Below are 14,141 nucleotides of genomic sequence, written 5' to 3'. Positions count from 1 at the left end.
TTCGATGCCCATCGGGCCTATAGATCATCCGCCGTAGCCAATACCGCCTACGCATATCGCCAGAGGCGGCGCATCATCCGAAGGAAACCGCATGCAAGACCCCAAAACCGCCCCTCACATCGAAACCGTCCGCGTCGCCATCAGCGGCGTCGTGCAGGGCGTGGGCTATCGTCACGCCACGGTCCGCCGCGCCCATCTGCTGGGCGCGACGGGCTGGGTGCAGAATCTGCCGGACGGCACGGTCGAAGCCGTGGTGCAAGGCACGCCCGATCAGGTCGACCACATGCTGGAATGGCTGCGGCGCGGGCCGCCCGGCGCCGACGTGAAAGAAGTCACCACAAGCAGGGAGTACACCGATAAGCGTTACATCCGCTTCGAGCAACTGTGAGGCCGCCCGCGCGGCCCGCCGGGATGGCGTAATCCGATAGACTGAAAAACGGCGGAAGAAGCGGTGCCGGTATCGGCCGTTCGGCTCAGCGGGTGCGCAGCCAACGCCCGCCCAACTGGTTGAGCACCAGGCCTGCCAGCACGCAGGCCGCGCCCAGCCATTGCAGCGGCAACAGGCTTTCGCCGAAGGCCATGGACGCCGCCCACAGGCCCACCACCGGCACCAGCAGCGAGAACGGCGCCACCTTGGCCGCCGCGTGACGCGTCAGCAACTGCGTCCACAGGGTATAGGCCAGCAAGGTCGCCAGCCCTGCCAGGTAGAGCACCGACAGCGCCTCGCCCCATCCCATGCCGGCCACCATGCCGACCGCCGGCTCCCAGCCGTCGATCAGCACCGCCAACAGCAGGAAGGGCAGCACCGGCGCGGCGCTGCTCCAGACGATGAAGGCGAAAGGGTCGTAGCCGGGCGCCTTGCGGCTGGCCAGGCGCACGATGATGTTGGACACGGCCCACATGAAAGCGCCGCCGAGGGTCAGCGCAAACCCCAGCATCGTCATCTGGCCCGGCCCCTCGCCGCGGCCGCCAGCGATGACCGCCAGCCCCACGGCGGCCACGCACAGCCCGATCCAATGGTGCCGCTGGGCGCGTTCATGCAGCATGGGCGCGGCCAGCAACAGCGTGAAGAATGCCTGGGTCTGGATGACCAGCGAGGCCATGCCCGCGGGCATGCCGAACTTGAGCGCGGTGAAGAGCAATCCGAACTGGCCCAGGCCCTGCACCAGCCCGTAGGCCGCGATCCAGCGCCAGGGCAGCCTCGGCGGACGCACGAAGAGGATCAGGGGGAACGCCGCCAGGGCGAACCGCAAGGCGCCGAGCATCATGGGGGAAAGGCCCCGCATGCCGATCTTCATGACGACGAAGTTCGAGCCCCAGATGACAACGACCGCCAATGCGCAGAGATAGTCTTTTCGGGAAAGGTGGGTCGTGGACATGCGGCATTATCGCACCGGGCATGCCCCTGGGAACGGCGCAGATCAGCCGGCGTTCAGTACCGTTTCGAAGGCATGCACGGCCGCGTCGATGTCCGCGTCGCCGATGTGGCGGTGGGTCACGCAGCGCAGCCGCGTGCGGCCCCACGGCCGGACGAGCAGACCCGCCGCCTGCAGCGCGGCGACCCACTGCGCATTGCCCATGCCGGTGCCGGCGGTCTCGACCTGCACGATATTGGTCTGGGGCACGCTCGCGGACAGCGCTGGCGCCAGGCGGTTGACGCCATCGCTCAGCCGGCGGGCGCGGACGTGGTCCTCGGCCAGCCGGTCGCCCATCGCCTGCACGCCTTCCAGGCCGGCCGCCGCCATGATGCCCGACTGGCGCTGGGTGCCGCCCAGCATGCGGCGCAGCACCCGCGCGCTGGCCATAACGGACTTGCCGCCGGCCAGCACGGCGCCCACGGGCGCGCTCAGCCCCTTGGACAGGCACAGCGATACCGTGTCCGCGTGGCGCGCGATGTCGCCGGGCGCCACGCCCAGCGCCACCGCCGCGTTGAACAGGCGGGCGCCGTCCAGGTGCACAGCCGCGCCGGCGGCGCGCGCCATGCCGTGGACCGCCTGCATGTGGTCCAGGGGCAGCACCGCGCCGCCCGCATTGTTGTGCGACGTTTCCATCGCCACCAGCGAGGTCTTCAGCCGATGCCCTCCGCCTTGCAGCGCGTCTTCAAGGCGGGCCAGGTCCATCGCGCCGTCGGCGCCGGCCACCCCCAGGTAGAACAACCCGGTAAACGTGGCCGCGCCGCGTTCCGAGGTGTACATATGGGCCGATGATTCCAGCACCACCTGTTCATTGCGTTGCGTCTGGGCCAGCACGGCCAGCAGATTGGCCATGGTGCAGCTGGGCACGAACAGGCCGGCTTCCTTGTCCAGGCGGGCGGCCACGTGCGCTTCCAGTTCGCGCACGGTAGGGTCGCCGTCCAGGCCGTCGTCGCCGATCGGCGCGGCGCGCATGCGCTCGTACATCGCCTCGGTGGGACGGGTGACGGTGTCGCTGCGCAAATCTACGGGCGGGCGCGAGGCGGCGGGGGTACGCTGGGTCATGGCTGTCAGTGCTGCAGGATTTTGGAAAGAAACTGGCGCGTGCGCGGGGCACGCTCCTCTACGTTGTCGAAGAACTGCTCCTTTGCGCAGTCCTCCACGATCTTGCCGCCGTCCATGAAAATCACGCGGTCGGCCACGCGGCGGGCGAATCCCATTTCATGGGTCACCACCATCATCGTCATGCCGTCGCCCGCCAGGTCGGTCATCACGTCCAGCACCTCGTTGACCATCTCGGGGTCCAGGGCGGAGGTCGGTTCGTCGAACAGCATCACCACCGGGTCCATCGACAGCGCCCGCGCGATGGCCACGCGCTGCTGCTGGCCGCCGGAAAGTTCGCCGGGATGCTTGTCCCTGTGCGCGGACAGGCCCACGCGGTCCAGCAGGGCGAGCGCGCGCTGGCGGGCCTCGTCCTTGCCGCGCTTGAGCACCTTGACCTGGCCCAGGCACAGGTTCTCGGTCACCGACAGATGCGGGAACAGCTCGAAATGCTGGAACACCATCCCGGCCACGGCGCGCAACTTGGGCAGATTGGTGCGCGGATCGCCCACCGAAATGCCGTTGACCACGATGTCGCCCTTCTGGAAGGGCTCCAGGGCATTCACGGTCTTGATCAATGTGGATTTGCCGGAGCCGGACGGCCCGCATATCACCACGACCTCGCCGCGGCCGACGCTCGTCGAGCAATCGTCCAGCACCTGGAACGAGCCGTACCACTTGCTGACCTGCCTGATCTCGATCATCGGGGGTTTGGGGGTAAGTTGCATCGTTGAACCTGTGGATAACTTGGAGAGGGCCGGAACGGCGGGCTAGCGCAGGACCCGCGTGCGCATTTCCAGCAGCTTGACCAGGCGGGACGCCGTGAAGCAGATCACGAAGTACACCACCGCCACGAACAGATAGAGCTCCACCAGGCGGCCGTCGCGCTGGCCGATCTTGGACGCCGCGCCCAGGAAATCGGTCAGGGACAGCACATACACCAGCGAGGTGTCCTGGAACAGGATGATGACGCGCGTGAGCAGCGCGGGCACCATGTTGCGCAACGCCTGGGGCAACACCACGTAGCGCATGCCCTGCCACGACGTCAGTCCCAGGGCGAGGCTGGCCGACACCTGCCCGCGCGCGATCGACTGGATGCCGGCGCGCATGATTTCGCAGAAGTACGCGGCCTCGAATAGCGTGAAGGTGATCACCGCCGACTTGAACGCGCCCACCCGCAGCGGCGTGGGCGAGCCCACGATCCACGCGGCGATATACGGCATCAGGAAGTAGAACCAGAAGATCACCAGCAGCAGGGGGATAGAACGCATCACGTTCACGTAGATGCCCGCCGGCACCGACAGTATCCTGAAGCGCGACAGGCGCATCAACGCCAGCAGCGTGCCCAGCGCCAGCCCCATCACCGCCGCCAGCGCGGTCAGTGTGAGCGTGAACGTCATGCCCGTCTGGAACAGGTACGGCAGGGCGCTGCCGATCACATCGAAGTCGAATTTGCCCATGATGCTAGGGCCTCTTGGCCACGGCGCCGATCAGGCCCGGGACCGCCACGCGGCGCTCGATCGTGCGCATGCCGAAGACCACGATGCCATTGAGTATCAGGTAAATGACGGTGGCGGCCGAGAACGCCTCGAAGATATGGAAGCTGAACTCCGCCATCGAACGCGCCTGCCCGGTCAGTTCGAGAAGGCCGATCGTCAGCGCCACCGACGAGTACTTGACCGTGCCCATGAATTCGGACGTCAGCGGGGGCAGCACGATGCGGAACGCCTCCGGCAGGATGATGTAGCGGTAGACCTGCGCCTCGGTCAGGCCCAGCGCGGTGCCGGCCTGGAACTGGCCGCGCGGCAGCGACTGGATGCCCGCGCGCAGCTGCTCCGCCACGCGCGCCGAGCCATAGAAGCCCAGGCACAGCAAGGCCGGCACGAACTGGCCCCAAGGCTGCGGCATCTGCTTCATGGCCAGGCCCCAGACGTGCGGCAGCAGCTCGGGCAGCACGAAATACCACAGGAACATCTGCACCAGCAGCGGCACGTTGCGGAACAGCTCCACATAGGTCGCGCCGATCGCATTCATCAGACGGGACTGCGCGGTGCGCATCACGCCCAGCCAGGACCCGAGCAACAGCGCGAATACCCACGCCGTCAGGGCCAGTGCGAGGGTCCAGCCCACGCCGATCAGAATCGTCTCCAGGAACGTATGCACGCCATCAGGCGACATCTCCAGGAAGACGCCCCAACTCCAGTTGTAGTTCATACCCGTCCTTCGATGGCGATGCCGTCCGCCTCCGGCGGCCGGCATCCTGCCCCGGCAAGGACCGCGGAAGTACGCGCCTTCCGCGGACCGCCCCCCTTACTCGTATACCTTGGGGTCGCCGGAATCGGTGGGATTGGCCAGCGCGCGCTTCAGGGCGTCGCTCATGGGGTATTTCAGGTTGATCTGCTTGGGCGGGATCGGCGAATTGAAATACTTGTCGTAGATTGCCGCCACCTTGCCCGTCTTGATCAGATCCAGCACCGCGTCGTCCACCACCTTCTTGAAGGCCGGGTCGTCCTTGGGTTCCATGATGCCGTAGGGCGCCACTTCCAGGCCCTTCTTGCCGATCACGAACACATCCGGATTCTTCGCCGAAGCCACCACCCCATAGGCAATGCCGTCGTCGTTGGCGGACCCCGCGGCGCGGCCCGATTCCACCATCAGGAGGGTTTCCGCGGTGTCCTTGGTGGGCGCCATGGTGATGCCCAGGTTGCCCTTCGCGTTCAGCTGGGAGATCAGCCGGAAGGTCTGGCCGCCGGCCTGCGCGGCGATGGATTTGCCGCGGAAGGACTCCAGGTTGTTGGGATCCACGCCGCCGTCCTTGCGCGCCACCAGCACCACCTGGGCCACGAACGTGGTGGGAGCGAACGACACCAGCTTATGGCGCTCGAGGTTGTTGGTGGTATTGCCGCATTCGAGATCGATGGTGCCATTGGCCAGCAGCGGGATGCGCGTGGCCGACGTGGTCGGGTTGTAGCGCACGTCCAGCTTCGGCAGCTTCAGCGCGGCCTTCACGTACTGGGCGATCTCCTGGCAGATCTCCACCGTATAGCCGATCGGTTTCTGGTTGCCGTCCAGGTAGGCAAACGGGACCGAGGTCTCGGGATGGCCGAGGGTGATCACGCCGGACTCCCGGATCTTGTCCAGGCGGCTCGGGCCTTCGGCGTGAGCGGATGCGGCGCTGGCCACGAGGGCCGCGGCGACGGAGATCACAGCAAGTGCTTTCATCTGATTCCCTTGGCGCCGCGCGAGCGGCGCATGCTTATATTTACGATCGGCGCTTCCTGGCCCGCCGGAAACCGCCGCGTCCCGCGATGAGCCCCGCGGTTGGCGAAAAGTATCAACTAGCAGTATGGTTTTATCCAGTTCCAATCGAGTATTCCTCTATACGGATTTGACATGGCCATTCCACGGATGGGCTTGCGACACATCGAGGCCTTCCGGGCCGTCATGATGACCGGCTCGATGACGGCCGCCGCGCGGCGCGTGCATACCTCGCAGCCGCACGTTAGCCGCTTAATCGCGCAATTGGAAGCCATCACCCAGTTCGCCCTGTTCGACCGCAACGGCAGCCGCCTGACGCCCACACAGGACGGGTCGCGCTTCTTCCAGGAGGTGGAGAAAACCTTCATCGGCCTGGCCGGCCTGGAGTCGGCCGCGGCCAGCATCCGCTCGTTCAGCGCCAGCCGGCTGAGCGTGGCGGCCATGCCGCGGCTGGCCGGCGGCCTGCTGGCGCGCATCGTGGCCGCCTTCAAGACCGAGTACCCGGACGTCATGGTGTCCATCCATTCGGGCAACGCGAGCACGGTGCACAACTGGATCAGTTCCGGGTTCTGCGATACGGGGTTGGCCATGCTGTCGGGGGACTCGCCGGGCATCCAGGTGGAACCGGTGCTGACGATGAGCTGCGTGGCCGTGGTGCCGAAGGGCCATCGCCTGGCCAGACTGAAGAAGCTCAAGCCCGCCGACTTCGCGGGCGAGCCGTTCGTCGCCTTCACCAGCGGCACGCCCCTGCGCGAGAAAATCGACGCGGTGTTCAAGGCGGCCAAGGTGGAAAGACAGATCGTGGCCGAGGCCGGGCTGGGCTCGTCCATCTGCGCCCTGGTCGGCGCGGGCCTGGGCGTCGCGCTCATCAATCCGCTGGCTGCGCGCGAGGAATTCGAGGCCAACGGCGTGGAAGTACGGCCATTCAGCCCGGCGGTGCCGGTCACCGTGGCCTTGCTCTATCCCCCGTACCATACCCGCACCCGCCTGGTCAGCGTGTTTTCACGCTATGCCCACCAGCTCATGCAGGAAGAAATGTCCGACCTGAAGGCACGGCCGGCGCGCTGACAGCGCGCCGACGCGCGCGTTCTCACGCGAGATCCTGCTCCAGATAGCTGTCGGCCTCGCCCGACAGTTTCAACGCTTCCCACTGCGCCAGCGTCAGCTGGGGCATCTGGAATGCCGCCTGAGGGCGGCAGTACCACCCCGGGTTGTGCAGGCGGGCAAGCAGATCCATCCGGGGGCCGTCCAGGTACAGATGGTCCCTGTCGGCCACCACCTCGTCGCGCACGTGCATGGCAACCACGCCCGCCACCACCAGACTGCGCCGATCGATGCGGATCAGTTCATGCACGCGGCATTCGAACGCCACCGGCGACTGCGCCACCCATGGCACGCCAATGCGCCGGGACGGCGACAGGATCAGCCCGGCTTCCAGCGACTCGTCCACCCCGGCCGGAAAGTCCACCGCCGTGACGTTCATCCGCGCGGCCAGCGGCGCCGACACCAGGCTCACCGTGAATTCGCCGCGCTCGGAGATATTGCGCGCCGTGTCCTTGGGCGCGTCGCCGCGCACGCCGATGCCGACGCAGATCAGGGGCGGATCGCCGGACATCACGTTGAAGAACGAAAATGGCGCCACGTTCGTCGTTCCAAGCGTGTCGCGCGACACGATCCAGGCGATGGGCCGCGGCACGACCGCCGCCGTCAGCAGCTTGTAGCGGGCCGGCCCCTCCAGCTCATTCATGTCGATGAACATGGCTCGTCTCCCGCCGTGTCAATCGCGCGCCCGCGTAGGCGCAGCCCCTTCGGCGGCCTTGGCATCGGCGAACGCGCGGTCGCTGCGCTTGCAGCGGCAGCGGCCGATCTGGTGCAGCTCGATCAGGTTGCCCACCGGGTCGCGCAGGAACAGCTGCATCAGCTCTGGCGCCGCCACGTTGTCCAGCTTCCAGTACTCCACGCCCAGGCGTTGCAATTCGGCTTCGGACGCCGCGATATCGCGCACCGCCAGCGCCACGTGGTTTTCCACAGGATCTCGGCCCGGGCCTTGGGAATAGGGCGAAGGGCCGTCGCTGCCCAGCAGATGGATCTGGCAATCATTGCCCATGTCCAGGAAGTATCCGGCGATGCCCGGAATCTCCCATCGGCCCTTGTCGGTGTCCAACCCCAGCACGTCTCCATAGAACGCGCCCATGGCCGCGACTTTGTCCAGCGGCATGCGCACGGCGTGATGATGCAACTCCAGAACGTCCAGCGCCATTTCTTTCTCCTCGATTCTCGTCCGGCGAACGCCCACGCGCCGCCCAGACCCGCATGTTGGCGCGGCCCCGGACGCCGGGGAATGCCGCGATGCGCAATCCAGAAGTGCACGCCGGACAACGCCCAAACCCCGGCCGCTCATCGGCCCGCGCTATGCTTGGCCGCATGAAATCGCTGGATCTCAACCTGCTGCTGACCCTGGACGTGCTGATCCAGGAGGGCAGCGTCGCCGGCGCGGCGCGGCGCCTCAACCTCAGCACGCCGGCCGTCAGCCGCAGCCTGGCCCGCATAAGGCGGGCCGTGGGCGATCCCGTCCTGGTCCGATCGGGACGGGGCCTGGCGCCCACCCCGCGGGCACTGGACCTGCACGGACGCGTGAAAAGCGTGGTGGAACAGGCACAGGCCGTGTTCGCCGAATTCAGCCAGGACATCGATCTGGCCACCCTGGAGCGCGTGTTTACCCTGCGCGCCAACGACGTGTTCGTGGGCGGCTACGGCGGCCGCCTGCGCGAGCACCTGGGCCGCCACGCGCCGCGCACCGTGTTGCGCTTCGTCTCGGAGGGCGAGGACGATGCCGACGCCCTGGGCGGCAACGCCGACCTCTATATCGGCTCATTGCAAAAGTTCGGCGCCGACATCAAGGTACAGCGCCTGTTCACCGCCACCTTCTGCGGCCTGGCGCGCGCCGGACACCCCATCTTCGATGGACGCATCACCCCGCGGCGCTTCTCCGCCTACGACCACATCAGCGTATCGCGCCGGGGCCGCTCGCAAGGCGCCATCGACGCGGCGCTGGCCGAGCTGGGCCTGGAACGGCACGTCTCGGTCATCACGCCCACGTTCCACGCCGCCATCTTCGCGCTGGCCGATTCCGACCTGATCCTGCCATCCATGCCCAGGGACCTGATACCCGGCGTGGAACGGCTGGGTCTGAACCTGCGGCCCTTCGCCGTGCCGGTTCCGGTGACCCCGGTCACCGTCGTGCAGGCCTGGCCGCCGCGGCTGGACAGCGATCCCGCGCATCGCTGGCTGCGCCAGACGATCAAGCGGGTTTGCGGCACGCCGGGCAGCACCGCGCAGCCCTTCTGAAAGGGCTTTCCGCGCCGCTGCGCTCCTGTATACTGCCCCATGATTGTTCAACAATCCTGGCAGTGATTCCAGGATCGGATCAGGAGGCAGACCATGTCGAATTACCCCGCGGCGTACCAGGTAGGCAAGGGTTCGGTATTGAATGTGGACCGGGACTTCTACCGCACGCTCGTCGCCGACCCGGCGCAGCGCAAGCTAGTCGAATCCCACGTCGTTCCCATCCGCAGCGGCTTCGCCTGGAAAGTCCCCGCCGGCCACGTGTTCCGCATCGTGACCCTGGAAGGCCCCCAGGTGGCGGACTTCAACATGTGGAACCTGCACAATCCGCGCGAGCGGATGTGGGCATCGCGCACCCGCCAGCTGCAACAGGCGCACGTCAGCACGCATGACCGCATCTGGTCCACGTTGCCGTACCTGCGGCCCATGGTCACCATTACCGACGACACGCTCGCCGACTATGGGGTCGACAGCGATGGCGGCCGCGTCCACGACCTGCTCGGCACGCGTTGCGACCCTTACGTGAACAAGCTGCTCAGCGGCGAGGATTTCCACTTCCACTGCCACTCGAACCTGACCCGCGCGGTGGCGCCCCACGGCCTGACCGAATTCGACGTCCACGACGTGCTCAACGTGTTCCAGGTCACGGGCCTGAACGACGAGGACAAGTACTTCATGAAGGCATGTCCGGCCAAGCCGGGCGACTACCTGGAGTTCTTCGCCGAAATGGACCTGCTGTGCGCGCTTTCCACCTGCCCCGGAGGCGACCTGTCCGTGCCCATGTGGGGCCCCGAGGCGCGCGACCCCATCGACGTCTGCCGTCCGCTGGGCGTGGAGGTCTATGCGCTGGATCCCGCGCTGCTGCAAGGCTGGACACCGCCCGAGGTTTCACCGTATAAGGGCGTCCACGGACTGCACCCTGAAAAGGTCGAGTGGAAGAAATAACGGGAAACGTCCCTCGCCGCGCCTTCGGCTTGCAGGCCCCCACGGGGCCTGTTTTACCTGGAGCGGCGCCTTTCCTATAGGAGCCCATGCCATCATGCCCGCCGAACGCGACAGCGGAATCTCGATCGCCGAACGCATCAGCCACCAGCTGCGCGACGACATCATGGAAGGCAAGCTGCCACCCGGCACGCAGCTGGTGGAGGTCGACCTGGCCGCGGACTATGGCGCATCGCGCAACACGATCCGGGAAGTCCTGCACCAGCTCGGCCGCGAGGGGCTAGCCACCTTCATCCGCCACAAGGGCGTCGTGGTCCGGCGCATGGAGCGCAAAGACCTGCGCGAGATCTATGCGGCCCGCCGCGCGCTGGAGCTGCAGGCCATCGAAGGCGGGCTGCCGCTGCAATCCGCGCTGCTCGACAAGATGCACACGACCATCAACGCGGCCGAACGCGCGCTGTCCCGGAAACAATGGCGCACCGTAGGCACGCTGAGCCTGCAAGTGCACCAGCACATCGTCGCGCAGCTGGGCAGCCGGCTGCTGGACGAGTTCTTTCTCACGCTCTGTGCGCAGCTGCGCCTGGTGTTCGCGTCGGAGGTCGATGAAAGCCGCATCCAGACGCCCGACTGGATCGAACGCGAACGCCGTATCCATGGCCTGCTCGTGGAAGGGCGCCGCGACCTGGCGGCGCAAGCCCTGACCGAATACCTGGACGATTCCGAACGCACGCTGATGGCCGTGCTGACCCGCCTGAAGCAGCAGGCCAAGTAGCGGGCGCCAGGCAGGCGCCCGGATGCGCCTAGGCGCGCTGCTCCGGCTCCGGCTCCGCGTAGCTGCCGTCCGCCTGGTGCGTTTCCTGTCCGCTCAAGGGCGGGTTGAATACGCAGACGAGCCGCAAATCCCCCTTCACGGCCCGCAGGATGTGCTGGTCGTTCTTGTCCAGTGCGTACAGCGTGCCGGGCCTGACGGCGTGGACGGCGCCGGTGGCCACGTCCTCGACCTCTCCTTCGCCTTCCATGCAGTAGTTCGCTTCGTAGTGATGCTTGTAGTGCAGATGCAGCTCGGCGCCTTCGAAGACGCGGGTTTCGTGCACGGAATAACCGATTCCGTCGCGCTTGACGATGATGCGCTTGCTTTCCCAGCCCGGTCCCCGGGCGTGGCGTTCAGTGTCGGTCAGTTCGTCGCTGTGGATAACTATCATGGGATGCTACTCGGCAAATGAGTGGGGAAATCAGTTCCGGTGGCGCGCGGCCGCTCCGAGCGCCGCTTCGATCCGCACGGCGGCAGCCAGCAGGGCGCGGTCGCCGCCGCGCAAGCCTGTCGCCATCAGGCCCACGGCGCTTCTGTCGGCAAGATCGCCGGGCAGCGAAATGCTCGGCAAGTCCAGGCGGTTTGCGAATTCCGTCAGGCTGAAGGCGCGGGAGTTTTCACGCAGATAGGCGTCGTTGTCTTCCAGCTGCGCCAACGTCGGCGGCAGCATGGGCACGGTCGGCGTCAGCACCGCGTCCGCTCCCGCCATCGCCGCGTCGTATTCCCGGCGCAGTTCCACCAGCCGCCGCTGCGCCGCAAGATAGGCATGCGCGGGAACCTGCGCCCCCAACAGCATGCGCGGCCCCACGCGGGGATCGTAGCGGGCCGCATCCTTGGCCAGGCGCGGCGCGTGCAGCATGTAGGCCTCGGCCGCGATGATGCCTCCGTCGCGCGCCACAAGGCCGGACTGGGCAACGCAAGGCATGGGCACGCGCCGCAGCGCCGCGCCCGCGCCCATCAGGCATTGCAACCAGGCCGAGAATGCGCGCCGCACTTCCGGGTCCAGCATGTCCTCGACATGGTCCGGCACCACGAAATTCAAGCCCGCCAATGGCGCCGCCGCGCGGGCAAGGCGCGCCGGCGATCCGGCGTCTGGGCGGGGCGCCAACGCCTTATCCACACGCAGGCACTGCGCGGCGTCCATAGCGATGATGCCCGGCACGTCGAACGTCGGCGACAAATACGTCATGCCGGCGTCTTCATACCGGCCCCGGGAAGGCTTGAAGCCCGCGACTCCGCAAAACGCCGCGGGTATGCGCGCCGAGCCGCTGGTGTCGGACACCAGCGCAAGATTCACCATGCCCCGCGCCACGGCCACCGCGCCGCCGCTGCTGGACCCGCCCGCCACGCGCGGAGCGTCGGCCATGCATGGCGTGAGCGGCGTGCCGAAGGTCGCGTTCAGGCCCAGCGCGCCGTAGGCGAACTCCGTCATGTTGTTCTGCGCCAGCAGCACGGCCCCGGCGCGCCGCAGCCTGCGGACCAGCGGGGCGTCTTCGGCCGCGGCCGGCGCATCGGACAGCACGCGCGAACCTGCGTGCGTCGTCCAGCCCCGCACATCGAAACAGGCCTTTACGCCCAACGCCATTCCGGCCAAGGGCTCGTCTCCCGGCGCCAGTGTTCGCAATGCATCGCGCGCCCGCGCCTCGTCCAGGGCGTCCTCGTCGCGGCGCGCGAGCAGGGCCAGCGCGGCGGCCGACGGATCCTCGAGCGCCCGCGCCAGGCACGCCGAAACCGCCCGCGACGCCGGACCGCGTTGATCAGGAAACATGGACATGGCTCAGGAAGTCCTTCACGCGCGGATCCGCGCTGCCCAGCACCTCGGCGGGAGGCGCGTCGAGCAGCACGCGGCCGGCCTCCATGAACACCACCCGGTCCGACACCTTGAACGCGAATCCCATTTCATGCGTCACGATCAACATCGTCATGCCTTCGCGCGCCAGCGTTTCCACGACCTTCAGCACTTCCGCCACCAGCTCCGGATCCAACGCCGACGTGGGCTCGTCGAACAGCATGATGGACGGCCGCATGGCCAGGGCGCGGGCGATCGCCACCCGCTGCTGCTGGCCTCCTGAAAGCTGGTGCGGGTACTTGTGCGCGTGGTCCAGCATGCCCACCTTGTTGAGCAGCACCAGCGCTTCGCGGCGCAGCGCGTCGGCGCCGCCGCGCCCGTGGTAGGCCGGCGCCAGCATCACGTTCTGCAGCACCGTCTTGTGCGGGAACAGATTGAAGCTCTGGAACACCATGCCGATATCGAGGATCCGATCGCCGGGCCCCGCCTGCGCGCCCGCGCCCGGAGACCCGAGAAAGGGTTTGCCGTGCAGCAGCACCTCGCCGCCATCCAGCGTCTCCAACCCGTTCAACGTGCGTATCAGGGACGTCTTGCCGGAACCGGACGGGCCGATGATGCTGATGACTTCGCCGGCCTTGACCTTCAGGTCGATGCCCTTGAGCACCTCGTGGTCGCCAAAGCGCTTGCGCGCCTGCCGCACTTCCAGCGCGGGCTCGTCGCCGGCGGCCTTCATCGCGGGCCCTGACGCGCCTTCCTGCACTGCGCGGCGCGTCTGCTCGTCCAGCGCCAGAGGCTTGGGAGCCCGCCGCAGAATATTCATGTGCGACTCCAGCCAGCCCAGCAGCTTGTCGAAAAGCGTGACGATCAGCACGTAGTACAGCGCTACCGCGAGCATCGTCTCGAACACCAGGAAGTTCTGCGTGTACAGCCGCTGCCCGACCAGCAGGATCTCGGCCAGCGAGATCACCGACACCAGCGAGGTCAGCTTGGCTATCGTGATGAATTCATTGCTCAGGGCCGGAAGCGCAATGCGCAGCGCCTGGGGAATGACGATCATGCGCTGGATGCCGGCATAGCGGATGCCCAGCGCCCGTCCCGCTTCGATCTGCCCCCGTGGCACCCCAAGGATGCCGCCCCTGTGGATTTCGGCGATGAAGGCCGTCTCGCTCACGACCAGCGCGGTCAGCCCCGCGTAGAACGGATCCGACAGCAGAGCGCCCGCAGCCGGAAATACCTGCGGAAGGTTGTAGATGAACACCAGCAGCACCAGCAGCGGCAGGCTGCGGAAGAACCAGATGTACAGGCCCGCCAGACGGCTAATGACGGGATTCCTCGCCTGTTTGCCCAGCGCCAGCAGAAACCCCGCCGCTACGCCTATCACCCAGGTCGCCGTGCTCAGCTTCACCACCACCCAGCACGCCTTCCAGAAATCGGTGTCCCAGAGCAGACTGACGGCGTAGTCCCAATCGAAATGCATGTTCCG

16 protein-coding genes are annotated in these 14,141 nt (G+C 67.1%); 5 read left to right on the top strand and 11 right to left on the bottom strand.

Annotation, left to right across the window (positions count from 1 at the left end):
* The first annotated feature begins 91 nt into the window (after window positions 1-91).
* Complete coding sequence (locus ACN6PJ_RS17775) at window positions 92-388, top strand: acylphosphatase (RefSeq protein ID WP_427997168.1); 297 nt, start codon at window positions 92-94, stop codon at window positions 386-388.
* Between the two features lie 85 nt (window positions 389-473).
* Here the strand turns inward: ACN6PJ_RS17775 and ACN6PJ_RS17770 are convergent, their stop codons facing one another.
* The 6 genes from ACN6PJ_RS17770 to ACN6PJ_RS17745 form a co-directional block, all read right to left on the bottom strand.
* On the bottom strand, window positions 474-1,379 hold the full coding sequence (locus ACN6PJ_RS17770) for an EamA family transporter (protein WP_427997167.1): 906 nt from the start codon (window positions 1,377-1,379) through the stop codon (window positions 474-476).
* Window positions 1,380-1,421: 42 nt separating this feature from the next.
* Window positions 1,422-2,477: a threonine aldolase family protein gene (locus ACN6PJ_RS17765; protein ID WP_427997166.1), complete on the bottom strand. Its 1,056-nt coding sequence runs from the start codon at window positions 2,475-2,477 to the stop codon at window positions 1,422-1,424.
* 5 nt (window positions 2,478-2,482) lie between these two features.
* Window positions 2,483-3,217, bottom strand: coding sequence for an amino acid ABC transporter ATP-binding protein (locus ACN6PJ_RS17760; protein ID WP_427997223.1), 735 nt, complete (start codon window positions 3,215-3,217; stop codon window positions 2,483-2,485).
* Window positions 3,218-3,283: 66 nt separating this feature from the next.
* Window positions 3,284-3,973: an amino acid ABC transporter permease gene (locus tag ACN6PJ_RS17755; protein ID WP_427997165.1), complete on the bottom strand. Its 690-nt coding sequence runs from the start codon at window positions 3,971-3,973 to the stop codon at window positions 3,284-3,286.
* 4 nt (window positions 3,974-3,977) lie between these two features.
* Window positions 3,978-4,727 (bottom strand): amino acid ABC transporter permease, encoded by a 750-nt coding sequence (locus tag ACN6PJ_RS17750; RefSeq protein WP_427997164.1) that lies wholly within the window; start codon window positions 4,725-4,727, stop codon window positions 3,978-3,980.
* A gap of 96 nt (window positions 4,728-4,823) precedes the next feature.
* The gene (locus tag ACN6PJ_RS17745; RefSeq protein ID WP_427997163.1) at window positions 4,824-5,735 is read right to left on the bottom strand and encodes an amino acid ABC transporter substrate-binding protein; all 912 of its coding nucleotides are present in this window, start codon (window positions 5,733-5,735) and stop codon (window positions 4,824-4,826) included.
* A 171-nt stretch (window positions 5,736-5,906) separates the two neighbouring features.
* Here ACN6PJ_RS17745 and ACN6PJ_RS17740 point away from each other — a divergent pair, with 171 nt between their 5' ends.
* Window positions 5,907-6,839: a LysR substrate-binding domain-containing protein gene (locus ACN6PJ_RS17740; RefSeq protein WP_427997162.1), complete on the top strand. Its 933-nt coding sequence runs from the start codon at window positions 5,907-5,909 to the stop codon at window positions 6,837-6,839.
* Between the two features lie 22 nt (window positions 6,840-6,861).
* Here the strand turns inward: ACN6PJ_RS17740 and ACN6PJ_RS17735 are convergent, their stop codons facing one another.
* Together ACN6PJ_RS17735 and ACN6PJ_RS17730 are read right to left on the bottom strand one after the other, a co-directional pair.
* A complete protein-coding gene (locus ACN6PJ_RS17735; RefSeq protein WP_427997161.1) occupies window positions 6,862-7,530 on the bottom strand; it encodes a flavin reductase family protein in 669 nt (222 codons plus the stop codon).
* An 18-nt stretch (window positions 7,531-7,548) separates the two neighbouring features.
* Entirely contained in the window at window positions 7,549-8,031 is a 483-nt protein-coding gene (locus tag ACN6PJ_RS17730) for a VOC family protein (RefSeq protein WP_427997160.1), read from the bottom strand.
* A gap of 164 nt (window positions 8,032-8,195) precedes the next feature.
* Here ACN6PJ_RS17730 and ACN6PJ_RS17725 point away from each other — a divergent pair, with 164 nt between their 5' ends.
* The 3 genes from ACN6PJ_RS17725 (at window position 8,196) to ACN6PJ_RS17715 (ending at window position 10,830) form a co-directional block, all read left to right on the top strand.
* Window positions 8,196-9,119 (top strand): LysR family transcriptional regulator, encoded by a 924-nt coding sequence (locus tag ACN6PJ_RS17725; protein ID WP_427997159.1) that lies wholly within the window; start codon window positions 8,196-8,198, stop codon window positions 9,117-9,119.
* Window positions 9,120-9,212: 93 nt separating this feature from the next.
* Window positions 9,213-10,061 carry an urea carboxylase-associated family protein gene (locus tag ACN6PJ_RS17720; RefSeq protein WP_427997158.1) on the top strand — a complete coding sequence of 283 codons (849 nt, stop codon included), beginning with the start codon at window positions 9,213-9,215 and terminating at the stop codon, window positions 10,059-10,061.
* 94 nt (window positions 10,062-10,155) lie between these two features.
* A complete protein-coding gene (locus ACN6PJ_RS17715) occupies window positions 10,156-10,830 on the top strand; it encodes a GntR family transcriptional regulator (protein ID WP_427997157.1) in 675 nt (224 codons plus the stop codon).
* 28 nt (window positions 10,831-10,858) lie between these two features.
* On the opposite strand, the gene ACN6PJ_RS17710 is transcribed toward ACN6PJ_RS17715, so the two are convergent.
* The 3 genes from ACN6PJ_RS17710 to ACN6PJ_RS17700 are packed head-to-tail and all read right to left on the bottom strand — an operon-like array spanning window position 10,859 to window position 14,135.
* The gene (locus ACN6PJ_RS17710) at window positions 10,859-11,260 is read right to left on the bottom strand and encodes an ectoine synthase (RefSeq protein ID WP_427997156.1); all 402 of its coding nucleotides are present in this window, start codon (window positions 11,258-11,260) and stop codon (window positions 10,859-10,861) included.
* 30 nt (window positions 11,261-11,290) lie between these two features.
* Window positions 11,291-12,643: an amidase gene (locus tag ACN6PJ_RS17705; RefSeq protein ID WP_427997155.1), complete on the bottom strand. Its 1,353-nt coding sequence runs from the start codon at window positions 12,641-12,643 to the stop codon at window positions 11,291-11,293.
* Complete coding sequence (locus tag ACN6PJ_RS17700) at window positions 12,627-14,135, bottom strand: amino acid ABC transporter permease/ATP-binding protein (RefSeq protein WP_427997154.1); 1,509 nt, start codon at window positions 14,133-14,135, stop codon at window positions 12,627-12,629. Before ACN6PJ_RS17700 ends, ACN6PJ_RS17705 begins: the two co-directional genes overlap by 17 nt.
* Window positions 14,136-14,141: the final 6 nt, after the last annotated feature.

Origin of the sequence: Achromobacter sp. (assembly GCF_050285585.1) — a bacterium.
Taxonomy (GTDB): Bacteria; Pseudomonadota; Gammaproteobacteria; order Burkholderiales; family Burkholderiaceae_B; genus Achromobacter.
This window is presented reverse-complemented; position numbering and strand designations above follow the sequence as displayed.